At 57.5% G+C, this 25,600-nt stretch carries 20 protein-coding genes and 2 pseudogenes; 11 read left to right on the forward strand and 11 right to left on the reverse strand.

The window, feature by feature from the left end; translation table 11 throughout:
* Window positions 1–126: 126 nt before the first annotated feature.
* Window positions 127–1,212: pseudogene (gene xdhA / locus ACIQ0R_RS00240) on the reverse strand (xanthine dehydrogenase small subunit); the annotation flags it as partial.
* Window positions 1,213–1,548: 336 nt separating this feature from the next.
* On the opposite strand from xdhA, the gene ACIQ0R_RS00245 reads away from it, so the two are divergent.
* Complete coding sequence (locus tag ACIQ0R_RS00245) at window positions 1,549–2,850, forward strand: NCS2 family permease (protein WP_395822588.1); 1,302 nt, start codon at window positions 1,549–1,551, stop codon at window positions 2,848–2,850.
* Between the two features lie 71 nt (window positions 2,851–2,921).
* On the opposite strand, the gene metH is transcribed toward ACIQ0R_RS00245, so the two are convergent.
* From metH to rocD, 3 genes are all read right to left on the reverse strand, one after another.
* Window positions 2,922–6,716 carry a methionine synthase gene (gene metH / locus ACIQ0R_RS00250; RefSeq protein ID WP_395822519.1) on the reverse strand — a complete coding sequence of 1,265 codons (3,795 nt, stop codon included), beginning with the start codon at window positions 6,714–6,716 and terminating at the stop codon, window positions 2,922–2,924.
* A gap of 128 nt (window positions 6,717–6,844) precedes the next feature.
* The gene (locus tag ACIQ0R_RS00255) at window positions 6,845–7,723 is read right to left on the reverse strand and encodes a dimethylarginine dimethylaminohydrolase family protein (protein WP_395822521.1); all 879 of its coding nucleotides are present in this window, start codon (window positions 7,721–7,723) and stop codon (window positions 6,845–6,847) included.
* Window positions 7,724–7,739: 16 nt separating this feature from the next.
* Entirely contained in the window at window positions 7,740–8,966 is a 1,227-nt protein-coding gene (gene rocD / locus ACIQ0R_RS00260; RefSeq protein WP_395822523.1) for an ornithine--oxo-acid transaminase, read from the reverse strand.
* Window positions 8,967–9,199: 233 nt separating this feature from the next.
* Here rocD and ACIQ0R_RS00265 point away from each other — a divergent pair, with 233 nt between their 5' ends.
* Together ACIQ0R_RS00265 and ACIQ0R_RS00270 are read left to right on the forward strand one after the other, a co-directional pair.
* Entirely contained in the window at window positions 9,200–9,667 is a 468-nt protein-coding gene (locus ACIQ0R_RS00265; protein ID WP_395822525.1) for an Lrp/AsnC family transcriptional regulator, read from the forward strand.
* A gap of 291 nt (window positions 9,668–9,958) precedes the next feature.
* Window positions 9,959–10,375, forward strand: coding sequence for a 4-oxalocrotonate tautomerase family protein (locus ACIQ0R_RS00270; protein WP_395822527.1), 417 nt, complete (start codon window positions 9,959–9,961; stop codon window positions 10,373–10,375).
* A gap of 8 nt (window positions 10,376–10,383) precedes the next feature.
* Here the strand turns inward: ACIQ0R_RS00270 and ACIQ0R_RS00275 are convergent, their stop codons facing one another.
* Both ACIQ0R_RS00275 and ACIQ0R_RS00280 read right to left on the reverse strand, forming a co-directional pair.
* Window positions 10,384–10,704, reverse strand: coding sequence for a 2Fe-2S iron-sulfur cluster-binding protein (locus ACIQ0R_RS00275; RefSeq protein WP_395822529.1), 321 nt, complete (start codon window positions 10,702–10,704; stop codon window positions 10,384–10,386).
* 129 nt (window positions 10,705–10,833) lie between these two features.
* On the reverse strand, window positions 10,834–11,808 hold the full coding sequence (locus ACIQ0R_RS00280; RefSeq protein ID WP_395822531.1) for a LysR family transcriptional regulator: 975 nt from the start codon (window positions 11,806–11,808) through the stop codon (window positions 10,834–10,836).
* 220 nt (window positions 11,809–12,028) lie between these two features.
* On the opposite strand from ACIQ0R_RS00280, the pseudogene ACIQ0R_RS00285 reads away from it, so the two are divergent.
* Window positions 12,029–12,800, forward strand: a pseudogene (locus ACIQ0R_RS00285) (class II glutamine amidotransferase).
* Between the two features lie 10 nt (window positions 12,801–12,810).
* Here ACIQ0R_RS00285 and ACIQ0R_RS00290 read toward each other — a convergent pair.
* Entirely contained in the window at window positions 12,811–13,578 is a 768-nt protein-coding gene (locus ACIQ0R_RS00290) for an exodeoxyribonuclease III (RefSeq protein ID WP_395822533.1), read from the reverse strand.
* A gap of 238 nt (window positions 13,579–13,816) precedes the next feature.
* On the opposite strand from ACIQ0R_RS00290, the gene pyrE reads away from it, so the two are divergent.
* Both pyrE and ACIQ0R_RS00300 read left to right on the forward strand, forming a co-directional pair.
* Window positions 13,817–14,482, forward strand: coding sequence for an orotate phosphoribosyltransferase (gene pyrE / locus ACIQ0R_RS00295; RefSeq protein WP_395822534.1), 666 nt, complete (start codon window positions 13,817–13,819; stop codon window positions 14,480–14,482).
* Window positions 14,483–14,622: 140 nt separating this feature from the next.
* Window positions 14,623–15,225, forward strand: coding sequence for a DUF4124 domain-containing protein (locus ACIQ0R_RS00300; protein WP_395822536.1), 603 nt, complete (start codon window positions 14,623–14,625; stop codon window positions 15,223–15,225).
* A gap of 130 nt (window positions 15,226–15,355) precedes the next feature.
* Here the strand turns inward: ACIQ0R_RS00300 and gatB are convergent, their stop codons facing one another.
* From gatB to gatC, 4 genes are all read right to left on the reverse strand, one after another.
* Entirely contained in the window at window positions 15,356–16,816 is a 1,461-nt protein-coding gene (gatB, locus tag ACIQ0R_RS00305) for an Asp-tRNA(Asn)/Glu-tRNA(Gln) amidotransferase subunit GatB (protein WP_395822538.1), read from the reverse strand.
* A gap of 102 nt (window positions 16,817–16,918) precedes the next feature.
* Window positions 16,919–17,443, reverse strand: coding sequence for a hypothetical protein (locus ACIQ0R_RS00310; protein ID WP_395822540.1), 525 nt, complete (start codon window positions 17,441–17,443; stop codon window positions 16,919–16,921).
* A 15-nt stretch (window positions 17,444–17,458) separates the two neighbouring features.
* Window positions 17,459–18,925 (reverse strand): Asp-tRNA(Asn)/Glu-tRNA(Gln) amidotransferase subunit GatA, encoded by a 1,467-nt coding sequence (gene gatA / locus ACIQ0R_RS00315; RefSeq protein ID WP_395822542.1) that lies wholly within the window; start codon window positions 18,923–18,925, stop codon window positions 17,459–17,461.
* A 91-nt stretch (window positions 18,926–19,016) separates the two neighbouring features.
* Window positions 19,017–19,319: an Asp-tRNA(Asn)/Glu-tRNA(Gln) amidotransferase subunit GatC gene (gene gatC / locus ACIQ0R_RS00320; RefSeq protein WP_395822544.1), complete on the reverse strand. Its 303-nt coding sequence runs from the start codon at window positions 19,317–19,319 to the stop codon at window positions 19,017–19,019.
* Window positions 19,320–19,583: 264 nt separating this feature from the next.
* On the opposite strand from gatC, the gene ACIQ0R_RS00325 reads away from it, so the two are divergent.
* The 5 genes from ACIQ0R_RS00325 (at window position 19,584) to rodA (ending at window position 25,591) form a co-directional block, all read left to right on the forward strand.
* Window positions 19,584–20,627, forward strand: a complete 1,044-nt coding sequence (locus tag ACIQ0R_RS00325) for a rod shape-determining protein (protein WP_395822546.1) — start codon at window positions 19,584–19,586, stop codon at window positions 20,625–20,627.
* A gap of 229 nt (window positions 20,628–20,856) precedes the next feature.
* Window positions 20,857–21,882: a rod shape-determining protein MreC gene (gene mreC, locus ACIQ0R_RS00330; RefSeq protein WP_395822548.1), complete on the forward strand. Its 1,026-nt coding sequence runs from the start codon at window positions 20,857–20,859 to the stop codon at window positions 21,880–21,882.
* Window positions 21,879–22,391: a rod shape-determining protein MreD gene (gene mreD, locus ACIQ0R_RS00335; protein WP_395822550.1), complete on the forward strand. Its 513-nt coding sequence runs from the start codon at window positions 21,879–21,881 to the stop codon at window positions 22,389–22,391. Before mreC ends, mreD begins: the two co-directional genes overlap by 4 nt.
* Window positions 22,392–22,475: 84 nt before the next feature.
* Window positions 22,476–24,434: a penicillin-binding protein 2 gene (mrdA, locus tag ACIQ0R_RS00340; RefSeq protein WP_395822552.1), complete on the forward strand. Its 1,959-nt coding sequence runs from the start codon at window positions 22,476–22,478 to the stop codon at window positions 24,432–24,434.
* 44 nt (window positions 24,435–24,478) lie between these two features.
* A complete protein-coding gene (rodA, locus tag ACIQ0R_RS00345) occupies window positions 24,479–25,591 on the forward strand; it encodes a rod shape-determining protein RodA (protein ID WP_395822554.1) in 1,113 nt (370 codons plus the stop codon).
* The last annotated feature ends 9 nt before the right edge of the window (window positions 25,592–25,600 follow it).

A 25,600-nucleotide genomic window follows, 5' to 3' on the forward strand; every position in this document is an offset into this window, starting at 1 on the left:
AAAAAAGGAGTGCTTCAACACCAACTGTTTGATAGACTTATCCACAGCTGCTAACTCAAAACGCAGCGACCAGCCCTGGGTCACATTTCAATCAGCAGGCTGGGTCAAGATTCAATTAGCGCCAACAAGGTACAGCGCTTCCAGCGGCATCGGGCGTTGTCCGGCCGGGCCGCGCAAGACGACTTGTGCGCCGAGGGCAATCAGCCACGGTGGCGAATCGCCGATCGGCGAACCATTGGCGACATTGCCGCCCAGCGTGCCGGCATTGCGGATTGGCAGCGAGGCAAAGCGTTGCCACATTTCGGATAACTCGGGGTAGTGCTTGCAGATTTCTGCATAAGCGCCATTCAGCGTAACACCGGCGCCGATCTCGAGCTGCCGGTCGCGCACTGCCAGGGTATTCAATTCGGCTACCTGGCCGAGGTAGATGATATCGCCCAGATCGCGCATTTGTTTGGTCACCCACAGGCCGACATCGGTGGGTCCGGCCAGGATGCGAGCGGCGGGACAGGCAGCCCGCACTTGTACCAGTTGCGCCAGCGTGCGCGGTGCGTAGAAAGTCTGGCCTTGGTGGCGGTAGGTGAACATTGCGTCGCGCTGCAGCGCTTGCAGCGCTTGTTGCAAAGCCATGCGATCAAAGCTGACGGCGGGCAGCTCGACCATCCGATGGGCGGCGTCGATGATCGGCCGGTAGCCGGTGCAGCGGCACAGGTTGCCGGACAGCGCGATGTCAATCTGCTTGCGTTGCAGGGGCTCGCTGCGCCCATGCTCCAGATTCTGCGGTAGATTCTGCCGGAGATACAGATCCCACAGCGACATCACAAAGCCCGGTGTGCAAAAGCCGCATTGTGAACCGTGGCATTCGACCATCGCCTGTTGCACCGGATGCAGGGTACCGTCATTTTGTTTCAGATCCTCGACGGTATACAGCGCTTTGCCATCCAGCGTTGGTAAAAACCGGATGCAGGAATTGACCGATTTCAGCGTCACGCCGCCGGCCCGCTGTTCACCGATGAGCACCGTGCAAGCGCCGCAATCGCCTTCCGCGCAGCCTTCCTTGCTGCAGGTGCAGTGCAAGTCTTCACGCAGGTATTGCAGGATGGTGCGGGTAGGCGCCGCCTGCTCCACGGTGTGGATTGCGCCACGATAGTAGAAGCGGATGAGCGATTCGGTCGGGGAATTGGGGGCGGGCGTAGACAAGACGATCTCCATTCTGGCTGGGTGACTGAGCGACTAATGCAACATTTCTGCCTTGCTGGCCGCATGACCGGGCGCCGGGATGCGCTACTGATGATGGCAAGAGTGATGCCGCGGCCTGTTGATTATGATCGTAGATTAACATTTGCGCCGGCCATCCATATTGTGAAACGACCGATATCAATTATCTGTAATATGGAATAGGCAGCGAATAGGTGATTCGATTCGACCAATATCAGGCCAATATCGAGGTATCGAGGTATTGCTAGGGCGCTGTGTAGCATGGCCTTGTTGGTATTCGTCTGGCTGGTAAAAATACAAGGCAGTGACTTTAACAAGAGGGGCATGACCGTGCAATTTCTGGAAAAATTCTTCAAGCTGAAAGAAAACGGCACCGACGTTCGTACCGAGTTGATTGCTGGCCTGACCACGTTTTTGACGATGGCCTACATCATCTTCGTCAACCCCGCGATCCTCAGCGATGCCGGTATGCCGAAGGGGGCGGTGTTCGTTGCAACCTGCGTGGCCGCCGCCGTCGGCACGCTGATCATGGCCTTGTACGCCAACTATCCCATTGCGCTGGCGCCTGGCATGGGGCTCAACGCCTACTTCGCCTATGCGGTGGTCAAGGGTATGGGCGTGTCGTGGGAGGTGGCGCTCGGCGGGGTGTTCCTGTCTGGCTGCCTGTTTATCATCGTCAGCCTGGTCGGCATCCGCGGCATGATCGTCAACGGCATTCCGCCGACGATACGGATTGCCATCACCGCCGGTATCGGTCTGTTCCTCGGTTTGATTGCTCTGAAAAGTTCTGGTCTGGTGGTGGCAAATCCTGCCACCTTGGTGCAACTCGGCGACTTGCATCAAATTCCGGTGATGCTATCGATCCTTGGTTTCCTGCTGATCGTGGTGCTGGATCATCTCAAGGTCAAGGGGGCGATCCTGCTCGGCATCCTGAGCGTGACCGTGCCCAGCTTTGTGGTTGGCGACAATACCTTCAACGGCGTCCTGGCGCTGGCGCCATCGATACAGCCGACCTTGTTCAAGCTCGACATCATGGGTGCTTTGTCGATGGGTATCCTGAACATCGTGTTGGTGTTTTTCCTGGTTGAAATGTTTGACGCCACCGGCACCATGATGGGCGTCGCCAACCGCGCCGGTCTGCTGGTCAACGGCAAGATGGCGCGCCTGAACAAAGCCTTGCTGGCCGACAGCAGCGCGATTGTGGCGGGCGCCATGCTGGGCACTTCCAGCACCACCGCCTACGTCGAAAGCGCGGCGGGCGTCCAGGCCGGTGGCCGTACTGGCCTGACTGCGCTGGCAGTCGGCATCCTGTTCCTGGCTTGCCTGTTCATTTCACCGCTGGCCGGCGCGGTGCCGGCCTACGCAACGGCTCCCGCCTTGTTCTATGTTGCCGGCCTGATGCTGCGCGAAGTGGTACATCTGAATTGGGAAGACAGCACCGAAAGCGTGCCTGCCGTGATCACCGTGCTGATGATCCCTTTCACATACTCAATTGCCAACGGCATCGCCTTCGGCTTTATCGCTTACGCGGCGCTGAAGCTATTCACCGGCCGCGCCAGGCAGGTGCCGGTGATGGTGTGGGTGATTACCGCGATCTTTTTGTTCAAGTTCATTCATCTGGGCGGCGACTGAGCGCAGCGCTGGATTGACGGTTTGCCTCAGGTGAAAAAAAAGGGGGGGCTGCAGAGCCCCCTTTTTTGTTTTTACAGATTCGGCGCCAGCCAGCGCTCGATATCTTCCTTTGGCACACCACGCCGTGCCGCCATATCGCTGGCCTGATCGTCGCCGATTTTGCCGACCACGAAGTACTTCGATTCCGGATGCGCGAAATAAAAGCCGGAAACAGCGGCGCCCGGGAACATAGCAAAAGACGCCGTTAATTGCATGCCGATTTCACCGCATTGCAGCAGTTGGAACATATCAGCCTTGACCGTGTGTTCCGGACAGGCCGGATAGCCTGGAGCAGGGCGGATGCCGCTGTATTTTTCCTTGATCAGGGCCTCGTTGGACAATGCTTCATCAGGAACGTAGCCCCATAAATCCTTGCGCACCCGCTCATGCATGTATTCGGCAAACGCTTCCGCCAGGCGGTCAGCCAGCGATTTCAGCATGATCGACGAGTAATCGTCATGGGCATCTTCAAAGCGTTTTTCGTGCTTCTCGATGCCGATGCCGCTGGTGACGGCGAACAGGCCGATATAGTCGGCAATGCCGGATGATTTCGGTGCGATGAAATCGGACAGGCACTGGTTCGGCCGGGCCACGCCATCGATCACCGGTTTGACGGTTTGCTGGCGCACGCCGTAATAGGTGAAAGCGACTTTGCTGCGGGTGTCGTCCGTATAGATTTCGATATCGTCGTCGTTGACCGTGTTGGCTGGCATCAGCGCGATGACGCCGTTGGCGGTCAGCCAGCGGCCGTCGATCAATTTCTTCAGCAGCGCCTGACCTTCTTCGAATACCCTGCTGGCGGCTTCGCCAACCACTGCATCGGTCAGGATCGCCGGATACGGGCCAGCCAGATCCCAGGTCTGAAAGAACGGACCCCAGTCGATGTAGCGCGCCAGCGTGCCCAGATCGACGTTCTTGAAAACGCGGCGGCCGATGAACCTGGGTTTGACTGGCGCAAATTCGAGCCTGGTACGATCCTCGCGCGCCGCAGCCAGCGCCAACAACGGTGCGGCTTTCTTGTTGGCGTGCTGCGCGCGGATGCGTTCGTAATCGAGCGCGATTTCCGCAATGTATTGGTCGCGCTGTTGCGGCGTCAGCAGCGATTGCGCCACCGAGACTGAACGCGAAGCATCCGGCACATACACCACCGGGCCGTCGTAATTCGGCGCGATCTTGACTGCGGTATGGGCGCGGCTGGTGGTGGCGCCGCCGATCAGTAAAGGCATCTTGATGCTGCGGAAGTAAGGGTCGAGCTGCATTTCCTTGGCGACGTAAGCCATTTCTTCCAGCGATGGGGTGATCAGACCGCTGAGGCCGATGATGTCGGCATTCTCGGCCTTGGCCATTGCCAGAATTTCCGAGCACGGCACCATTACGCCCATGTTGACCACTTCAAAATTATTGCATTGCAGGACCACCGAGACGATATTCTTGCCAATGTCGTGGACATCGCCCTTGACCGTGGCGATGATGATCTTACCCTTCGGTTTGGCAGCGATACCGGTCAGTTCTTCGTGCAGTCGTTTTTCTTCTTCGATGTACGGGATCAGATGCGCCACCGCCTGCTTCATCACGCGCGCCGATTTGACCACCTGCGGCAGGAACATCTTGCCCTGGCCGAACAGGTCGCCGACGATGTTCATGCCATCCATCAGCGGCCCTTCGATCACGTGGATCGGGCGGCCGCCATTGCTCAGCAATTGCTGGCGCGCTTCCTCGGTATCTTCCACGATCCATTGCGTGATGCCTTGCACCAGCGCATGCGCCAGCCGCTGCTGCACGCTGCCGTTGCGCCACTCCAGCGTTGCTTCTTCTTTCTTGTCGCCGGCTTTCAGGGTCGAGGCAATTTCGATCATGCGCTCGGTCGCATCCTCTCGGCGATTGAGCACCACGTCTTCGACCCGCTCGCGCAGCTCAGCAGGCAGGTTGTCGTAGACGCCCATCATGCCGGCGTTGACGATCCCCATGGTCATGCCGGCCTTGATGGCGTGATACAGGAATACCGTGTGGATCGCTTCACGCGCCGGATCATTGCCGCGGAAGCTGAAGCTGACGTTAGAAACCCCGCCGCTGATCTTGGCGTGCGGCAGATTCTCGCGGATCCAGCGGGTAGCGTTGATAAAATCGACCGCGTAGTTGTTGTGTTCTTCGATGCCGGTGGCAATGGCGAAAATATTCGGATCGAAAATGATGTCTTCTGGCGGGAAACCGATCTGCTCGACCAGCAATTTGTAGGCGCGTTCGCAGATTTCGATCTTGCGTTCGAACGTGTCGGCCTGGCCTTTCTCATCGAAGGCCATGACGATCACCGCCGCGCCGTAACGGCGGCACAGCCTGGCCTGACGCAGGAATTCTGCTTCGCCTTCCTTCATCGAAATCGAGTTCACCACCGCCTTGCCCTGCACACATTTGAGGCCCGCTTCGATGGCGCTCCATTTAGACGAGTCGATCATGATCGGTACGCGCGCGATATCCGGCTCGGATGCGATCAGGCTGAGGAAGCGCTGCATGGCGGCGACTGAATCCAGCATCGCCTCATCCATGTTGATGTCGATCACCTGGGCGCCGTTCTCCACCTGTTGGCGGGCTACCGCTAACGCTTCGTCGTATTGTTCGTTGAGGATCAGCCGCGCAAACGCCTTGGAGCCAGTAACGTTGGTACGTTCGCCGACGTTGACGAACAGGGAGTTGTCATCGATGGTGAACGGCTCCAGTCCCGACAACCGCATTTCATGCGTAGTTTCCGGTACGCTGCGCGGCGCAATCCTGGCCACGGTGTCGGCAATCGCCTTGATGTGCGGCGGCGTGGTGCCGCAGCAGCCGCCGGCGATATTGACGAAGCCGCTCTCGGCGAAATCCTTCAGCAGCGACGAAGTCACGTCCGGGGTTTCATCGAAACCGGTGTCGCTCATCGGATTGGGCAGGCCGGCGTTCGGGTAGATGCAGATGAAGGTGTCGGCGATCTTCGACAGTTCTTCCGCATACGGGCGCATCAGCGCCGCACCTAGTGCACAGTTGAGGCCGACGGTGAGCGGCTTGGCATGGCGGATCGAGTTCCAGAAGGCGGCTACGGTCTGGCCGGAGAGAATACGGCCGGACGCATCGGTGACCGTGCCGGAAATCATGATCGGCAAACGCGCCTTGCCGTTATCTTTGGATTCTTCGAAGAAGGTATCGATGGCGAACAGCGCCGCCTTGCAGTTCAAGGTGTCGAAAATGGTTTCCACCAGCAGCACGTCGGCGCCGCCTTCGACCAGGCCGCGGGTTTGTTCCAGGTATGCGGCGACCAGTTGGTCGAAGCTGACATTGCGCGCCGCCGGATCGTTGACGTCAGGCGAGATCGACGCTGTTTTCGGCGTCGGGCCGAGTGCGCCGGCGACGAAGCGCGGCTTGTCCGGCGTCGAATATTTATCGCAGGCGGCGCGTGCCAGCCGGGCCGATACGACATTCATTTCGTAAGCAAGATGGGCCATGTGGTAGTCATCTTGCGCAATCGTGGTGGCGCCGAAGGTGTTGGTCTCGATCAGGTCGGCGCCGGCGGCCAGGTATTGCTCATGGACTTCGCTGATGATGTGCGGCTGGGTCAGCGACAGCAATTCATTGTTACCCTTGACGAACAGCTCGCGTCCCGGACCGGTGAAGTCGATGAAACGGCCGCCGGGACCGCCGCGGTAATCTTCTTCCGTCAGCTTGTATTGCTGGATCATGGTGCCCATCGCCCCATCCAGAATCAGGATGCGTTGCGCCAGCAGCTCACGCAGGCGGGTTTCGGTGGGATTGATCGGAGCGGTAGCAGTTGTTGCTGAAGGCGTCACGGCAGGTCTCATGAGGGTACTCTGGTCAAGGACGCAAAAAACCCGGTCGCCGATAGCGCCGGGTTTTTTACAAGGGTCATGCCTAAAATTATACGTTAAATCAGGGGCTTGCATATTTTCAATGGCAGCCCAAAGGCAGATTACGCAGCTTCCTGACGGACCACCTGCGCTGCGTCTTGACGTGGTTCATTGAGCTTCAAGGTCAGGCATTTTGCTGCGCCGCCAGCCTTCAGGAACTCGGTCAGGGCAGTCTGGTGAACGATGAAGCCACGGCTTTGCAGTTGCTCGACCAGCGCCGGGGACGCCTGATTGAGGAAGATATGACGGCCAGAGTTGACGGTATTGCAAGCAAAATGCAGCGCATCTTCGCTGCCGACCACGATGCGCTTGTCGGCCGGCACACGGGCGACGATTTCTGCTTGCGACGCTGCATCGAATGCTTCCGGGAAATACATGACATAGCCGCCAGCCAGTGGGCAGAAGCAGGTATCCAGATGATAGAAGCGCGCATCCACCAGCTTCAGCGGTTGCACTTCGATATCCAGCAATGCCGACAAGCCGGTCGCGCAGGCGCTATCAGAGCGGTGACCGTGACCGAACCACAACAAGCTCTCGCGGCGATCCATCAGCGCATCGCCGGCACCTTCAAACGGTAGTTCCGGCGGCAGGGTCAGCACTTCAAAGCCATGTTCGGTAAAGGCTGCGTCGAAATAGGCTTCTTCAGCTTGCCGCTCAACGTGGCGGAAACGCGACAGCACTACCTTGTTGCCGAGCACGACGCCGGCATTGGCGGTAAACACCAGATCCGGCACGCCCGGCATGGCTGGCATCAGCTTGACCCTGGCCACCTGGCGCATGGAAGCCACCAGTGCTTGCCATTGCTGCATGGCGAGGCTGCGGTTGCCATGCGCAATATTGCCGGCCATCCACGGATTAATGACATAAGACACTTCAAAATGATCCGGAGCGCACATCAGGAATGTGTCTTCCGCGGTATGGTCCAGCAGATGGTGGGTCATGCGTAGCTCCTTTCGGTCAGGTAATTTCGGGTGTATCGATGGTGGCAAATGTGTGGTGAATCGCAGCCAGTGCGGCGTCGATGTCGTTGGCAGTAATGATCAGCGGCGGCGCAAAACGCACTACGGTGTCATGAGTGTCCTTAGACAAGATGCCTTGCGCCATCAGGCGTTCGCAGAATGTGCGCGCAGGGATAAAGGCAGGATCGAGATCCATGCCGATCAACAGGCCTTTGCCGCGGATTTGCCGGATAGCGGGATGTTTAATCGCACGTAATCCGGCCAGCAACTGTTCGCCCATGCGTGCGGCATTCTCTGCCAGTTTTTCCTCGCGCAGCAAGCGCAGCGCGGCATGGCCGACCGCGGCCGACAGCGGGTTGCCGCCGAAGGTGCTGCCGTGGTCGCCGGGTGTGAAGACGGCCATCAGATCTTCACGGGCCAGGAAAGCCGACACCGGCAGCAAGCCGCCGCCCAGTGCTTTGCCGAGGATCAGGCCGTCCGGCTTGACAGCATCATGGCCGCTAGCCAGCAAGCGGCCGGTGCGGCCGAGGCCGGTCTGGACTTCGTCGCAGATCAGCAGCACGTTGTGGCGGTCGCAGATTTCGCGGCATTTGGCCAAATAACCTGTCGGCGGCACGATGATGCCGGCTTCGCCCTGGATCGGTTCCAGCAGAAAGGCGGCGGTGCGCGGCGTAATCGCCGCTTCCATGGCGGCCGCATCGCCGAACGGCACGCTGGCGAAACCGCCGGAAAACGGCCCGAAGCCGTCACGGTACTGGGCTTCCGACGAGAAACCGATAATGGTTGTGGTGCGGCCGGAAAAATTGCCATGGCAAACGATGATTTCAGCGCTGTTTTCGGCAATGCCTTTTACTTTGTGGCCCCATTTGCGGGCCGCCTTGAGCGCGGTTTCGACAGCTTCGGCGCCGCTGTTCATCGGCAACGCTTTCGGCATGCCGGTCATTTCGCACAGCAGTTGCAGGAACGGACCGAGCTGGTCGCTGTAGAAGGCGCGCGAGACGATGGCCAGCTGCGCGGCTTGTTTGGTCAGCGCCGCCACCAGCGTCGGATGGCTATGGCCGAAGCTGACGGCGGAATAGGCCGACATCATATCCATGTAACGCTTGCCGTCCTGATCCCACAGCCAGATCCCTTTGCCGCTGCTCAGTACCACTGGCAGCGGTGCATAGTTGTGCGCACAGTATCGGTCTTCGAGAGTTATTGCATGGTTCTCATGGTTCTTCATGATCTGCTCCGGTTGAGGCCACTTCTGTAAACCTAGCCTGACCAGAGGCCGACAGGCCGCTGAATTTGTCCGTTGGCGGACGCTGGCTGAGACGTGTAGAGGGGCACTAAAATGCTGTTAAATAGCTGCAATACATCTGACTACATGATAATCACAAGCACTGGAAATATTTGTGCATAATTGCTCAGGTATTGCATGTAATACGCACGAATCGTGCATCAACGGAGATTGAGATGGAAAAACTGGATCGTTACGATCGAATTTTGCTGCGAACCTTGCAGGCCAATGGCCGCGCCTCCAATGTCGAATTATCAGAGCAGGTGAATTTGTCGCCGCCGCAGTGCTATCGCCGGGTGCAGCGGCTAGAGAAGGAAGGCATCATTCGCGGCTATACGGCGCAGGTGGAGCCGGCGGCGATCGGGCTGGGCGTAGTGGCTTTCGTCAACCTGAACATCGCGCGTGAGCAGTTCAAGCAGGTACGCAAACTGGAAAAGGCGATCCGCCTGTTTCCGGAAATATTAGAGTGCTACACGATTTCCGGAGATTTCGACTACCTGCTGAAAGTCGCCGCAAGCGACTTGAAATCGCTGTCGGCATTCCTGACTGATCGCCTGATGCAAGTGCCGGGCGTGGCAGGGGTGCGCTCGATGGTGTGCCTGGAAGAAATCAAGCTGTCCAGCCCTTTGCCGTTGGCCGATTGAAGCTTGGAAATGTGAAGTCGTCTGGATAACCGGTCTGCGCATGCAACAGCGATTTGTGCGGAAACAGCACAAATCATGTACCACCTGCCTGCTGTGCTGTCGTTGTGCACGGCCTTAAGCTGTCTACTCCAAGTCAGCATCAGGTGTTCACATGAATCTCTCGTCTAGCCTCCCGAGCCGTAACGCAACCATTCGGAGCTCCGACGAAATCCTGGATTTTATCTGTTGACGCGGGATTTTTTGGTTGCTGCAAACATTGTTTATTTAATTACCCAACATTGAAAGTACATCATGCCCATACTTACCGTCATCCTATCCACGGCCCCGGACGCTGCGGTTTCCTTCAGCGTCGCCGCCACACTGTCGCGTCTGACCGAGGAAATCCTGCACAAGGACCCACAGCTGACCGCGATTGCCATTTCGCATATTGATCCGATGCACTGGTTTATCGGCGGCGCTTCTTTGGCTGCGCAAAAGAAAACCAGCTTCTTCCTGGATATCCGTATCACCGATGAAACCAATACCGCTGCCGAAAAGGCGCACTATATCGATGCCGTCTTCAGGGAAATAGAGGCGTTGCTGGGCCAGCTGCATCATGCAAGCTACGTCCATGTACACGATGTGCGAGCGGCGGCCTACGGCTTCGGCGGTTTGACGCAGCAGCACCGGGCCGTAGCGGCGCGCTTGCACAGTCCGGTGCCGGTTTAGGGCACGCTTTATCGGGAGATACGCGTGGCGCGCGGTTCCAGGATGACCAGGCCTGATTGCGGCCGGGCGATGCAGGGCAAGATGTAGCCTGCTTTCTTTTCGTCGCTGCTCAGGCCCGGCCACTCGATCTGGTAGCGTATTTGTCCGCTCAGTAGCAGGCACATGCAGGTTCTGCAGGTGCCATTCCTGCAGGAACTAGGCAAATCAATGCCGCACTGGCGCGCGGCCTCGCGCAGTGACATGCTGTCCGCTGCCGTGAAGCGCCATCCGCTGGGTTCAATCCGCACGCTGAATGCGCCATCGGCGGCGGGCAGGCTTTCGTTGCTCACAATTTCCTCTGGAAAATCATGGCATGAGCGCCGCGATCTGTTGGGATTTCCAGCTATTTTGCCGATGCGTTATAGCTTGCATTGTCGATGCATAAGCAGATTGCTGATGAATAAACATGTTCTCTCCTTTCACTCATTTCCGTTGTTGCCAACGGCCTGACAGATTGATGCCAGATCAGTCACGCTCGTCGCTACTGAACCAGCTTGTTCCCGGCACGGCCTGCTGTACCAGGACACTGCAAAATCGACGAAGGCCCTGACTTTGGGCGACAAATGGCGATTTTGCGGATACATCGCATACAACTCGCGCGGCTTCATCGTGAAGCCGGGAAGTATGCGCAACAGGTCGCCGCGCCGTAAATCCTCCTGCACGATAAACGCAGCGGTAGCGGTAATGCCTAGCCCGGCAAGCGCCGCCGATCTGAGTGCGATGCCGGTATTAGCTTGCAGGTTGCCGCGCACATCCACGACCTGTTCATCGCCGTCGGTACCATGAAAAATATACTCGCCGGGCTTTTCTGCGAGCGTATAAATCAGGCAATTGTGCTGCATTAAATCGGCCGGCTGACGCGGCACGCCATGTCGTTTCAGATAGCCAGGCGAGGCGACCAGCAGCACATCGCTGGTCGTCAGTCGCTTTGCCACTAAGGTCGAGTCGGCTAGCGAGCCGGTCAGCCGCAAAGCGACATCGAACCCTTCTTCAATGATGTCGACCAAGCGGTCGTTGCACACCAGGTCGACCTTGATCAGTGGGTTGGCGAGGATGAACTGGGGCAGCCATTGCGCCAGTTCCAGCGTGCCGAACGCCATTGGCGCATTGATCCGCAGCAGGCCGGATGGACGTGCCTGATGGGCAGAAACCGCGATCCCGGCGTCATCGATTTGATCCAGGATCAGTCGGCAGCGCTCATAGTATTGCCGCCCGGCCTCAGTCAATGCGAAGCGGCGCGTGGTGCGATTGAGCAGTTGCGTGCCCAGATGCACTTCCAGTTGGCGGACCTGGCGCGAGACGATCGTGTGCGATTGATTGAGTTCTGCGGCGGCGGTGAAGCTGCCGCTTTCCACCACGCGCCGGAACGCGCGCATCGCTGCCAGTTGATCCATGCCGCCACGCCCCAGAACAAATAAAAGCCCAACGCTATCAGAATCGGCGATGTATTGTCATCTGTTTGTGGCGCTTCACTTGCCACGCTTTGCTTGCCGGTTGCGATTGTTTGATTTTCAGAGGATGAGAAAATGCATCACCATATTTCACTTTTTATTACGAGTCACGCGTGATACCGTTATCAGATTGTGTTTTGCAAATTTTATTTGGCTCAGGAATATGTGTCAGTTACTAGGAATGAATTGCAATGTGCCGACCGACATTGTGTTCAGCTTTACCGGCTTCGCCACCCGCGGCGGCCAGACCGATCATCACAGCGACGGCTGGGGCATCGCTTTTTTCGAGGGCAGCGGGGTGCGCCATTTCGTCGATTATCAGTTCCGCCATCGCGTCGCCGGTGGCGGAACTGATCCGGCGCTGCCCGATCAAGTCAAAAAACGTCATCGCGCATATCCGCAAGGCCACGCAAGGCCAGGTTGCATTGCAAAATTGTCATCCATTTGTGCGGGAATTGTGGGGACGTTACTGGGTTTTCGCTCATAACGGCGATCTCAAGGAATTTGCGCCGCGTATCGACGGCCCGTATCGCCCGGTCGGCAATACCGACAGCGAACTGGCGTTCTGTTATCTGCTACAACAATTGCGCCAGCGTTTTGGCGATACGCCGCCGGCACAGGCCGATCTGACTGCAGCGCTCTCTGAGTTGACGCGCGAGATTGCCGCCTATGGCACCTTTAACATGATGCTGTCGGACGGCTCGGCCTTGTTCACCCATTGCTCGACCAATCTTTACTGCATCGTGCGCAAGCACCCGTTCGCCGAAGCGCATTTGTCGGATGAGGATGTCAGCGTCGATTTCTCGCAGCTCACCACGCCGCAGGACCGGGTCGCGGTGATTGTCACTCAGCCGCTGACCAGCAATGAAGTATGGACTAAATTCGCCGAGGGCGAATTGATCGTGTTTGTCGACGGCGAGCCGCTGCTGGCGTAATGACGCTTGGCTACGCATAGTCGATAGTCAGCGGCGCGTGGTCAGAGAAGCGCTCATCCTTATAGATGCCAACCGTGTGCGCCCGCGCTCCGATGCCGGGCGTGGTGATGTGATAATCGATACGCCAGCCGACGTTCTTGGCCCAAGCCTGGCCGCGGTTGCTCCACCATGTGTATTGCTCATCGCGCTTATCGACCTTGCGGAAGGCATCGACCAGGCCGACTTCATCGAACAGCTGCGTCAGCCAGGCGCGCTCCTCGGGCAAGAAGCCCGAATTTTTTTTATTGCCTTTCCAGTTTTTCAGGTCGATTTCCTGATGCGCGATGTTCCAGTCGCCACAGATCACCACTTCGCGGCCGCTCGCTTTGAGTTCCTGCAAATGCGGCAGAAAAGCTTCCATGAAACGGAATTTAGCAAGCTGCCGCTCCTCGCTTGACGAACCGGAAGGGCAATACAGAGAAATTACGGTCAGATCGCCGAAATCGCATTCGACGTAGCGGCCTTCGGCATCGAACTCGGCATTGCCGAAGCCGATGCGCACCGCATTCGGCGTGCGCTTGCTGTATAGGCCGACGCCGGAATAGCCTTTTTTCTCGGCATAGTGAAAATGGCCGACATAACCGGCAGGAGCCAGGAATTCCGGCGTCATGTCAGCGGCCTGGGCTTTCAATTCCTGAACGCAGACGAAATCGGTGGCTTGCTTTTCCATCCACTCGAAGAAACCTTTTCTTGCGGCCGAGCGAATGCCGTTGAGGTTGGCGGAAATGATTCTTAGCATGTTTGGGCGATAGGAAAAAAGTTGCAGGCAGAAATGCCGGGCATAAGGATAACCGATTCCACTCGGATGGCGCGTCGGTCATGGTGGTCAGTCATACAAAACATTGCCCCAAAGCAGGCACAGTGTTTGCACTTACTGCTGTGTATCGGATGAACTCCATTTAAAATGGCGGTTTGGTGTCGCTTTTGCCGGGCAAATAGCGACAAAATTTGTCAACTTAAACCGTCTGGAATGCATTTTGAACAATTTACGTCAACAATTTATTGAATTTGCGGTCAAGGCCGGGGTGCTGCGATTCGGCGAGTTTGTGACCAAGGCCGGGCGTACCTCGCCGTACTTTTTCAATGCGGGCATGTTTAACGAGGGCGCTGCGCTGGGTCAGCTGGCGCAATTCTATGCGCGCACCCTGATTGATTCGGGTTTGCAATTTGATATGTTGTTCGGGCCGGCTTATAAGGGCATTACGCTGGCATCGGCAACTGCGGTCGCGTTGGCAGCAGAAGGACGCAACGTACCGTTTGCGTACAACCGCAAGGAAGCCAAGGATCATGGCGAAGGCGGCAACATCGTCGGCGCTGAGCTGAAGGGCCGTGTGCTGATTATCGACGACGTCATTTCAGCTGGCACTTCGGTGCGCGAATCGGTGGAAATGATCCGTGCGGCTGGCGCCACGCCGTGTGCGGTGGTAATTGCGCTGGACCGGATGGAGCGCTCCGGCAAGGACGATGCGCTGTCGGCTAACTCCGCAGTCGAGGAGGTGACCAGGTCATATGGCATACCGGTGATTTCGATCGGCAACCTGAACGATTTGCTGGAATATATTTCCGGTGCCGGCGCCAATGCGGAACTGACGCGTTACAAGGCGGCAGTGGCGGCTTATCGGGAGCGATACGGCGTAGCCTGATCCGCGGTTTGATGCGACACGCAAGCCGTGGTTCTGGCGTTTTCTATGTGCTGCAGGAATAGAAAAAACTGTGTCGATACATGTCGTGGGTGGTGGGAATGAAGCGGATTGCGATAACTCTTGGACGCGGGTTGCTGTGCATGGTTGCGGGTTTGTCGCCGTTACTGGCGCACGGCCAGATTTTTACCTGCAAGGACGCGACCGGGCGCACGGTCACCGGCGATCATCCGATGCCGGAGTGCGCCGATCGCAAAATCGTCGAATTAAGCAAGACCGGCGTGGTCAAGCGAGAAATTCCTGCGCCGTTGACTGCCGAACAAAAGCGCCAGCAGCAACTGCTGGAGGACAAGCGCAAGGCTGAGACTGTGGCTGAAGATTTGCGTCGCCAACAGGACCGCGCCCTGTTGGCGCGTTACCGCAGCGAGGGCGATATCGAAGATTCGCGGCGCTATTACCTGTCGTTATCGCAAGATCTGGTCAAGCGCGACCAGGCCATGATCGACGATGCACGCAACCAACTCAAGGCCGCCAATACCGAAGCCGAATTCTATAAAAACCGCAAGACCCTGCCCGCAGAGCTGCGCAACAAGATGGACGAGGCAAACCGCGCCATTTCCGCCAACCAGAAGAGCATGGCCGATCATCAGGCCGAGATGGCGCGCATCAACGGCAAGTATGATGAAACGCTGAAGCACTACCGGGAACTGGTCAGCAACATGCCGGAGGCTCAGGGCGGGCGTTAGCCGCGGGGGCGATGAGGCGAGGTTTCGGGCGAAGAAAGCACGGCGGGCCATGGTTTTTTTGCCCACGCGTGTCACACAACAAATGCCAAGAACCGGCACGGGCGTCCAGCGCCCATGCCGCAAGCGCTCTTTAAGCCGTCAATTTCTGCTTCAACAGCTCGGTCAACTGCGCCGGATTGGCCTTGCCCTTGGTGGCCTTCATGGCCTGGCCGATCAAGGCGTTGAATGCCTTCTCCTTGCCAGCGCGGAATTCCTCGACCGATTTAGCATTCGCCGCCAGCACTTCATCGATGATTTTCTCCAGCGCGCCGCTATCGGAAATCTGCTTCAATCCTTTGCTTTCGATGATCTCGTCTGCCAGGTTTTCTTGTGCCGATTTCGCTTCCCACATCGCCCCGAACACTTCCTTGGCGATCTTGTTGGAGACGGTGCCGTCAGCGATTCGTTGCAGCAAAAGCGTCAGTTGCGCAGCGCTGACCGGGGCATCCGCGATATCGACATTTTCCCGGTTTAACGCCGAAGAAACATCGCCCATCAGCCAGTTGGCGGCAGGTTTGGCTTGTTGCTTGCCGGCCTTGGCAGTCACCGCTTCAAAGTAGCTGGCCATTGATTTCGATTGGGTCAGTACCGCAGCGTCGTATTCCGACAGGCCGAAATCGTTGACAAAGCGTTCGCGCATCGCGCCCGGCAATTCCGGCATGGTGGCGCGCACGCGTTCAACCCATTCGGCGCTGATGGCCAGCGGCGGCAGGTCCGGGTCCGGAAAGTAGCGGTAATCCTGCGAATCTTCCTTGCTGCGCATCGAGCGCGTCTCTTTCTTGTCAGGATCGTACACGCGGGTTTCTTGCACGACGGTGCCACCGTCTTCGATCAGTTCGATCTGACGGCGCACTTCGTAGTTGATGGCTTCTTCCAGGAAGCGGAATGAGTTCAGGTTCTTGATTTCGCTGCGGGTACCGTAAGCAGCCTGTCCCACCGGGCGCACCGAAACGTTGGCGTCGCAGCGGAACGAGCCTTCCTGCATATTGCCGTCGCAAATGCCCAGCCACATCACCAGCGAATGCAATGCCTTGGCGTAGGCAACCGCTTCGGCGGCGCTGCGCATATCAGGTTCAGTGACGATTTCCAGCAGCGGCGTGCCGGCACGATTAAGATCGATGCCGGTCATGCCTTGATAGTCTTCATGCAGCGATTTTCCGGCGTCTTCTTCCAAATGCGCGCGCGTCAACTGCACGCTGCGCAGTTCGCTCTTGCCGTCTTTCTCCAGCACGAAGGAAACCTTACCGCCCTGAACCACAGGAATCTCGAACTGGCTGATCTGGTAGCCTTTCGGGAGGTCTGGATAGAAATAATTTTTCCGCGCGAAAATTGATTGCGGTGCAATCTTCGCATTCACCGCCAGACCGAACTGAATTGCGCGCTCTACGGCGCCGCGGTTCAGCACTGGCAATGCGCCCGGCAGCGCCAGGTCAACCGGGCTGGCCTGAGTGTTGGGAGTAGCGCCGAACCGCGTCGATGCGCCACTAAAAATTTTTGAGTTGGTCGAGAGTTGCGTATGCGTTTCCAGACCGATCACGACTTCCCACTGCATAATAATTCCTCATCTGATTAGTTGGCGACAGCCTCGCTCGGATAGCGTAATTTGGCGCACGGCGGTGCCTTTTAATGTTCTCCGAGCGGCTTTTCCCCACAATTATTTTTGTTCGTAACTGCATGTACCGGTTTTTAAGTCTACCGACAGTGTCGTAAAATTTCCTCTTGATCCGCACAGTGCCGGGCAACTCGGTATGACGTGCAGCTTATCGCCATCGCGCTGCAGGCGGATACTGCAATTCATGCCGTGATTGAAAAAATCGTAGCCGCGTCGCTGGCGCGCCGCTGCCGGATCTTTCAACGTAATCCGCCAGTTTTCCCTGGCGCCGTCGCGCTGCACCTCTGCCTGCGGATCGTCGCTGCTGTCGATGCTACATTCGAAACCGTGGGTCGGCCGGTACAGCGCCGATTCCCAGCGCAATGCCTCGATGCGCTTGCCGTTGAGCCTGAATTCTCCGGTATCGCCGTAAATCACCTTTTCACCATCTTCATTGCGCGTCATGTTGCAGCCGAATTTAGTCTGCAACTGTTGCGCCTGGGCGAGCGGCGCCAGCAGCGCCGTTGCCAGTACAAACAGCAGCAGGCCGGTGCGGCGGCGGAAGTTGTTGCGTAAGGTCGATGGCATGGTGTGCTTTACTTTTTAATCCGGCGCGCGCAGGTGCCAGTCGGTTACGCGCTGGTACTGGTGCGCGACGTTCAGTAATCTGGCTTCATCATAGTAATTGCCGATGATTTGCAGCCCAACCGGTCGCCGCCCGTTCTTCTCGCCCTGGCCGAAACCGCATGGGATCGAAATGCCGGGCAAGCCGGCCAGGCTGGTCGACAGGGTGTAAATATCGGCCAGATAATTGGCCACCGGATCGTTGGCCTTGGAGCCAAGATCCCAGGCCACGGTCGGCGCTACCGGCCCCATGATGACGTCGCACTGGCGGTTCGGGCCGCTTAGCGCATTCTGGAAATCTTCGGCGATCAGGCGGCGGATTTTTTGCGCTTGCAAGTAATAAGCGTCGTAATAACCATGCGAAAGCACATACGCGCCGACCAGTATGCGGCGCTTTACTTCGTCGCCGAAGCCTTCTGCGCGTGATTTCTTGTACATGTCGGCCAGGTCTTTGTAATCTGCTGCGCGATGGCCGTAGCGGACGCCATCGAAGCGGCTCAGGTTAGACGATGCCTCGGCCGGTGCGATGACATAATAGACCGGGATTGACAGCTCGGTTTTGGGTAGCGAAATCTCAACCAGCTTGGCACCCAGCTTTTCATATTCGTGCAGCGCGGCACGTACCGCCTGTTCGACATCCGGCGCCAGGCCCGCGCTGAAATATTCGCGCGGAATGCCGATACGCAGACCCTGCAGGTCGTTGTTCAGGTCGCGGCTGAAATCTTCTTTTGGACGTTCCAGGCTGGTTGAATCGCGTGCGTCGAAGCCGGTCATGGCGTTGAGCAGCAAGGCGCAGTCTTCCGCGGTTTGTGCAATCGGGCCAGCCTGATCGAGCGATGAAGCAAAGGCGATCATGCCAAAGCGCGAGGCGCTGCCGTAAGTCGGTTTGATGCCTGTCACGCCGCACATGGCCGCCGGTTGGCGGATTGAGCCGCCAGTGTCGGTTGCGGTGGCTGCTGGCGTCAGGCGCGCGGCAACTGCGGCGGCCGAACCGCCGGACGAACCGCCCGGAATTGCGCTCTTGTCCCATGGGTTCTTGACCGCGCCGAAATACGAATTTTCATTCGACGAGCCCATCGCGAATTCGTCGCAATTCAGCTTGCCCAAGGTGACCATACCGGCGTTGTTGAAGTGTTCAACAACGGTCGCGTCAAATGGGCTGATGTAATTTTCCAGCATCTTCGAGCCGGCGGTGGCGCGCCATCCGCGCGTGACGAAAATATCCTTGTGAGCGATCGGCACGCCGGTAAGCACGGTGCTGTCGTTTTTCGACAAGCGCAGATCGGCTGCGCGCGCCTGTTGCAGTGTCAGATCCTGGTCAACGTGCAGAAAAGCGTTGAGATCACTTTCCGCGATTTTAGCCAGATACAGTTTTGCCAACTCTTCGGCGGAAATTTTCTTTTCGTGTAGCAGTGCCGACAATTGTTTGAGTGTTTTGGTATGCATGAGTACTTTTAAATATTAACTTTGCGTGACAGCCGCTCAGGCCGGGGACGACAAACCGCTTGCGGCGCAGCGCAAGCGCGCGCGAACCGGTTTATTCAATCACCTTTGGCACCAGATAGAGGCCGTCTTCGGTGGCCGGAGCAACCGCCTGATATGCTTCGCGCCGGTCAGGCTCGGTGACCTCATCTGCGCGCAGGCGCAGGCAAAGATCAGCACGAATCGCTGCTATCGGATGGCTCAGCGGCGCGATGCCGGTCGTGTCGACGGCGCGCATTTGTTCGACCAGACCGAAGATGCCGTTGAGTTTGTCCAGAGTCGATGCGGCTTGGTCTTCGGTGAGTTCCAGGCGTGCCAGATTGGCAATGCGTTTAACGTCGGAAAGTGCTAATGACATGGTTTTCAATGGCGCACCGGAGCACGCTTGCATAAAGGATGGTTAAAAGAAGAAGGCAGATGCTTGTAGGGGGAATCCTAAAATTTTGTGGAAAGCAAGCATTTTGAGCGCCATACGCCCTAATTTGAGTCAAATTATAAGGTAGAATGTTGCGTCCATGCGGCAGGTAATCGATCTTTGCCATGCGCCGGATACGAGACATATTAGACACCCCCCCCTAAAAAACGTACTTAAGCGCACCATTGTTGCGCATTGGAACAATTCATGTTTGGATTTTTACGCAGTTACTTTTCGAATGACCTGGCGATTGACTTGGGTACCGCGAATACGCTGATTTATGTACGCGATCAAGGTATTGTCTTAGACGAGCCTTCGGTTGTTGCGATTCGCCAGCAGGGCGGCCCTAACGGTAAGAAGACGATTCAAGCTGTAGGTAAGGAAGCAAAGCAAATGCTGGGTAAGGTTCCCGGCAATATTGAAGCGATCCGTCCGATGAAAGATGGCGTGATCGCCGACTTTACCGTCACCGAGCAAATGCTCAAACAATTTATCCGCATGGTGCACGACACCAAGCTCTTCAAGCCATCCCCACGCATCATCATCTGCGTACCTTGCGGCTCGACCCAGGTTGAGCGCCGGGCGATTCGTGAGTCCGCGCTGGGTGCCGGCGCTTCTCAGGTGCTTCTGATTGAAGAGCCGATGGCGGCGGCAATCGGCGCTGGCTTGCCGGTGTCGGATGCAACCGGTTCGATGGTAGTCGATATCGGCGGTGGCACTACCGAAGTCGGCATCATCTCGCTGGGCGGGATGGTCTACAAGGGTTCGGTCCGTGTCGGCGGCGACAAGTTCGACGAAGCCATCGTCAATTACATCCGCCGCAATTACGGCATGTTGATCGGCGAACAAACCGCAGAAGCGATCAAGAAGGCCATCGGTTCGGCCTTCCCGGGTTCGGAAGTGCGTGAAATGGAAGTCAAGGGACGCAACCTGTCCGAAGGCATCCCGCGCTCATTCACTATCTCTAGCAATGAAATTCTGGAGGCGTTGACCGATCCGCTCAACAACATCGTATCGGCGGTCAAGAACGCCCTGGAACAGACGCCGCCGGAACTTGGCGCCGACATCGCCAAAAAGGGCATGATGCTGACCGGCGGCGGCGCGCTGCTGCGCGATCTGGATCGCCTGTTGATGGAAGAAACCGGCCTGCCGGTGATCGTCGCCGAAGATCCGCTGACCTGCGTGGTGCGCGGTTGCGGCATGGCACTGGAGCGCATGGACAAGTTGGGTTCGATTTTTTCTTACGAGTAAGCCAGGCTGATGCGATGCGCGCCCTGCCTCTCCATGTCGCTATTGAGGTTGGGTGACGGCAACCGGATCGGTGCGTCGCTGCATCGGTGCCTGCGGCTCGCTTGCGTAGCGACGCCAGTTCCGTTAAGGCGATACCGGCAATCGGGCGGGCGCGCCGGCGAGTGCGACAACCGATGCTGTGCATGCCTAGGCCGCCCGCCGCTGACCAATCTCAATCTGTCTGTTATTGATGGAATATAGTCCACCACCTCTCTTCAAACGAGGTGCTTCGGCGCGCGCCAAGGCGGTGATATGCACGCTGCTGGCGCTGGCGCTCCTGATTGCCGATTCCCGGCTTCATGCCTTGCTTATAGTGCGGCAAGCGGTCGGTACCGCGCTGTATCCGTTGCAGATGGCAGCCTTGATGCCGCGCGACGCGGCGAATAAGGTCGTCGATTATTTTTCTGCACTCTCGACGGTGGAGAAAGAAAACCAGGCATTACGCAGCCAGCAAGGCGCGCGTGCGCAGCAGTTGCAGCAGGCGCAATTGCTTGCCGCTGAAAATGCACAACTGCGCAAAATGCTGGGAGCGCAGCAGCGCTTGCAAGTAAAGTCGGTGATGAGTGAAATCCTGTATGACGCGCGCGATCAGTTTGCGCGCAAGGTGATCATGGATCGCGGCTCCCAGCAAGGTGTTGCCACCGGCCAGCCGGTGATTGACGATGCTGGCATCGTCGGCCAGGTGACGCGTGTTTTCCCTTTCACTTCCGAGGTAACGCTGTTGACCGATAAGGATCAGGCGATCCCGGTGCAGGTGCTGCGCAATGGCTTGCGCAGCGTCGCTTACGGTCGCGGCCAGTCCGGATATCTCGATTTGCGTTTCATGTCCTACAATGCCGATATCCAGAAGGGCGACCTGCTGGTGACATCCGGTATCGATGGCGTTTATCCGGCCGGTTTAGCGGTCGCCAAGGTGGTTCAGGTGGAGAGTAAGTCGACCGATGCCTTCGCCCATATTGTTTGCGAACCGGTGGCCGGCATCGATCGCCACACCCAACTGCTGATTTTGCTGGTTGACCCGAATCCGGTGGCCCGGCCCGACGACGAGCCGGCCGTTGTCAACAGCAAGAATGATGTACTCAACAAGCGCCGCCTGACCGATAGCACCCGCGACAAGACGGGGGCCGCGAAAGAAGTCGCTAAAGACGCTGCCAAGGATGGCGGCCCGGAGGCGGCACGCAAGAACCAAAATCCCCGCAGCGCCGGAGTCAGATGATGCGCCCTCATTACATCCTGTTGCCCGCCAATCCGTTGTTCATTGCGATGACGTTGCTGTTGGCTTTTCTGTTGAATCTGCTGCCTTGGGGGCAGTGGAACGGCGTGCCCGATTTTGTCGCGCTGGTGCTGGCTTTCTGGAGCATTCATCAACCGCGCAAGATCGGTATCGGCATCGCCTTTTGCATGGGCTTGCTGATGGACGTGCACGAAGCCACGCTGCTCGGACAGAACGCGTTGGCCTATACCCTGCTGTCTTATTTTGCGATCATGATCCATCGCCGCGTTCTGTGGTTTCCGGTCAGCGTGCAAGTCTTGTACGTGTTCCCGCTGATGTTGATGACGCAAGTGGTGCAACTTGTGATCCACATATCGGTTAGCGGTAAATTCCCGGGCTGGTTGTATTTTGCCGAAGGCTTCATCTCGGCGGCGCTGTGGCCGATCGTGGTCTGGCTGTTGCTTGCGCCGCAACGACGTGCAGTAAACCGTGACGACAACCGTCCCATTTAGTCGCTGCAACAGCGTCAGCGGCAGGCTGTATAGTTTGTCGATGCTGTCATCGCAGTTGGCGTATCCGCTGGTGCAATATTAACTATGACCGAATTCAAAAACACAGAACGTGAACTACGAAACTTCCGTCTGCGGATCACCGCCGCCATCGTGTTCGCGTTGATCTGCTTCGGCTTGCTGTGCGCGCGCTTTATCTGGCTGCAAGTTGTGCGTCACGATGCCTACGCGGCACAGGCCGAGGATAACCGCATTTCGCTGGTGCCGGTGGTGCCTAACCGCGGCCTGATCATGGACCGTAACGGCGTTGTCCTGGCGCGTAACTATTCTGCCTATACGCTGGAAATCACCCGCTCCAAAATCAAGGGCGACCTCGAAAGCGTGATTGACGATCTGGCGCAAGTCGTCACCATCACTCCCAAGGACCGGCGCCGCCTCAAGAAACTGCTGGAAGACTCTAAGAGTTTCGCCAGCCTGCCGATCCGTACTCGTCTGAGCGTTGAGGATGTGGCGCGCTTCACCGCGCAGCGCTATCGCTTCCCCGGCGTTGATGTGCAGGCGCGTCTGTTCCGCCAATACCCGCTGGGAGATGTGGCCGCGCATGTGATTGGCTATATTGGCCGCATCAACCAGCGCGATGCCGACCGCATTGACGACAGCGACGAGGCGGCTAACTATAAAGGCACCAGTTACATCGGCAAGGACGGCGTAGAGAAAAGCTATGAGCGGCAACTGCACGGCACCACCGCATATGAAGAGATTGAGATTGCCGCCAGCGGCCGTGCGGTGCGCAGCATGTCGCACGTATCGGCAACGCCTGGCGACAATCTGATCCTGTCGATCGATATTGAACTGCAAAAAGTCGCCGAGGAAGCATTTGCCGGGCGGCGTGGCGCACTGGTGGCGATCGAGCCGTCCACCGGCGATGTGCTGGCCTATGTCTCGCAGCCGTCCTTCGATCCCAACCTGTTTGTTGAAGGTATCGACCAACAGAGCTGGGACGAGTTGAACAATTCTCCCGATCATCCGCTGATCAATCGTCCGATGAGTGGCACCTATGCCCCCGGCTCGACTTATAAGCCTTTCATGGCGCTCGCCGCGCTGGAACTGGGCAAGCGCACCACATCCTTCGCCATTAACGATATCGGCTATTTCATGCTGGGCGGCCATCAGTTCCGCGATGACAAGGTGGGCGGCCATGGTCGGGTCGACATGTACAAATCGATCGTCGAATCGTGCGACACCTATTACTACATGCTGGCCAACGATCTCGGCCCGGATACCATCCACGATTTCATGAAGCCGTTTGGTTTCGGCCAGTTGACCGGCATCGATCTGGAACATGAGCAGCGCGGCATCTTGCCGTCTACCGACTGGAAACGCAAATACTACAAACGGGTAGCTGCGCAAAAATGGGTCGGCGGCGACACCATTTCGCTTGGCATCGGCCAGGGTTTCAACGCCTTTACGCCGTTGCAGATGGCACATGCGGTAGCAACGCTGGTCAACGACGGCGTGGTGATGAAGCCGCATCTGGTGAAGATCGTTGAAGATGGCAACACGCACAAGCAGACCCAAACCGTGCCGAAAGAAAGCTATCGGATTCCACTGAAACAGGAAAATATCGAGTTCATCAAAAAAGCGATGGTCGGCGTCACGCGCGAAGGCACCGGCAAGGCCATCTTTGCCGGTGCCGGCTATGAGTCAGGCGGTAAAACCGGAACCGCGCAGGTGCTTGGTATCAAGCAAGGCGAAAAATACGACAAGCGGCACAATGGCACGCGCCTGGCCGACAATGCCTGGTATGTCGGTTTCGCGCCGGCTGACAAACCACGCATCGCGATTGCGGTGATTGTCGAAAACGGCGGCTGGGGAGCTTCTACGGCAGCGCCGATCGTGCGCAAGGCGATGGATTATTATTTGTTAGGCAAACGTCCTGGCGTTGCCGGTAAAACAGCGGCGCTAGCCGTTGGACCAGCGGACAATACCGAGCCTGCAGCGCCGTCCGACGCCGAAGTCCGGCGACAAAGCCGAAGAAAGCTATAAACCCGGCGAGGCAACCCCGGCAGTCGCGAGTGACGAGAGGAATCATGAATCTGACAGACAAACATAATATATGGCAAAGCATCAAATCGTACATCACGGTATTTGATGGCGCACTGTCGTTGATCTTGTTTCTGATTCTGTCGGTCGGTATTGTTACCCTGTACTCGGCTGGCATCGATTTTCCGGGGCGGGTGGAAGATCAGTTGCGTAATATCCTGGTGGCGTTCGTGATCATGTGGGTGGCTGCCAACATTCCGCCACAGACCTTGATGCGGTTTGCCATCCCGGTGTACGCGCTTGGTGTGTCGCTGCTGATCGCGGTGGCGGTATTCGGCATCGTAAAAAAGGGATCACGCCGCTGGATCAATATCGGTATGGTCATCCAGCCTTCCGAAATCATGAAAATTGCGATGCCGCTGATGCTGGCCTGGTACTTCCAGAAACGCGAAGGCATGATCAACTGGCGCGACTATCTGGTTGCAGCGTTGCTGCTGGCGTTGCCGGTGGGGCTGATCATCCGTCAGCCGGATCTGGGCACCGGCACGCTGGTGATGGCGGCCGGGTTCTATGTGATTTATCTGGCCGGGCTGTCGTGGCGTATCTTGATTGGCCTGGCGCTGGCGGTTGGCGCCAGCCTGCCGGTGCTATGGTCGGTATTACATGATTATCAGCGACAGCGAGTGATGATGCTGATCGATCCCAGCTCCGACCCGCTTGGCAAGGGCTTTCATATTATCCAGTCGGCCATTGCAGTCGGATCAGGCGGTATTTTTGGCAAGGGTTGGTTAAAGGGTACGCAAGCCCATCTGGAATTCATCCCGGAGCGCACCACCGATTTCATCTTTGCAGTATTTTCAGAAGAGTTCGGCCTGATCGGAAATGGTGTGCTGCTGTTCTTGTACCTCTTGTTGATCGGCCGTGGCATGATGATCGCGGTCAATGCGCCGACCATGTTTACGCGGCTGCTGGCCGGTGCCATCACGTTGATTTTCTTTACTTATGCCTTCGTTAATATGGGCATGGTCAGCGGCATCTTGCCGGTGGTCGGCGTACCGTTGCCGCTGATGAGCTATGGCGGTACCGCGCTGGTGACGCTGGGCCTGGGGGCTGGCATACTGATGAGCATTCAGCGCCATCGCAAGTTGATACAGACTTGATTGCCAACA

This window comes from Collimonas sp., from assembly GCF_044339385.1.
GTDB lineage: Bacteria > Pseudomonadota > Gammaproteobacteria > Burkholderiales > Burkholderiaceae_D > Collimonas.

Bases quoted from the DNA above. Each gene is read 5' to 3' on its own strand.
- metH (WP_395822519.1), bottom strand. From the start codon at position 6,716: ATGAGACCTGCCGTGACGCCTTCAGCAACAACTGCTACCGCTCCGATC.
- ACIQ0R_RS00255 (WP_395822521.1), bottom strand. From the start codon at position 7,723: ATGACCCACCATCTGCTGGACCATACCGCGGAAGACACATTCCTGATG.
- rocD (WP_395822523.1), bottom strand. From the start codon at position 8,966: ATGAAGAACCATGAGAACCATGCAATAACTCTCGAAGACCGATACTGT.
- ACIQ0R_RS00265 (WP_395822525.1), top strand. From the start codon at position 9,200: ATGGAAAAACTGGATCGTTACGATCGAATTTTGCTGCGAACCTTGCAG.
- ACIQ0R_RS00270 (WP_395822527.1), top strand. From the start codon at position 9,959: ATGCCCATACTTACCGTCATCCTATCCACGGCCCCGGACGCTGCGGTT.
- ACIQ0R_RS00280 (WP_395822531.1), bottom strand. From the start codon at position 11,808: ATGGATCAACTGGCAGCGATGCGCGCGTTCCGGCGCGTGGTGGAAAGC.
- ACIQ0R_RS00290 (WP_395822533.1), bottom strand. From the start codon at position 13,578: ATGCTAAGAATCATTTCCGCCAACCTCAACGGCATTCGCTCGGCCGCA.
- ACIQ0R_RS00300 (WP_395822536.1), top strand. From the start codon at position 14,623: ATGGTTGCGGGTTTGTCGCCGTTACTGGCGCACGGCCAGATTTTTACC.
- gatB (WP_395822538.1), bottom strand. From the start codon at position 16,816: ATGCAGTGGGAAGTCGTGATCGGTCTGGAAACGCATACGCAACTCTCG.
- ACIQ0R_RS00310 (WP_395822540.1), bottom strand. From the start codon at position 17,443: ATGCCATCGACCTTACGCAACAACTTCCGCCGCCGCACCGGCCTGCTG.
- gatA (WP_395822542.1), bottom strand. From the start codon at position 18,925: ATGCATACCAAAACACTCAAACAATTGTCGGCACTGCTACACGAAAAG.
- gatC (WP_395822544.1), bottom strand. From the start codon at position 19,319: ATGTCATTAGCACTTTCCGACGTTAAACGCATTGCCAATCTGGCACGC.
- ACIQ0R_RS00325 (WP_395822546.1), top strand. From the start codon at position 19,584: ATGTTTGGATTTTTACGCAGTTACTTTTCGAATGACCTGGCGATTGAC.
- mreC (WP_395822548.1), top strand. From the start codon at position 20,857: ATGGAATATAGTCCACCACCTCTCTTCAAACGAGGTGCTTCGGCGCGC.
- mreD (WP_395822550.1), top strand. From the start codon at position 21,879: ATGATGCGCCCTCATTACATCCTGTTGCCCGCCAATCCGTTGTTCATT.
- mrdA (WP_395822552.1), top strand. From the start codon at position 22,476: ATGACCGAATTCAAAAACACAGAACGTGAACTACGAAACTTCCGTCTG.
- rodA (WP_395822554.1), top strand. From the start codon at position 24,479: ATGAATCTGACAGACAAACATAATATATGGCAAAGCATCAAATCGTAC.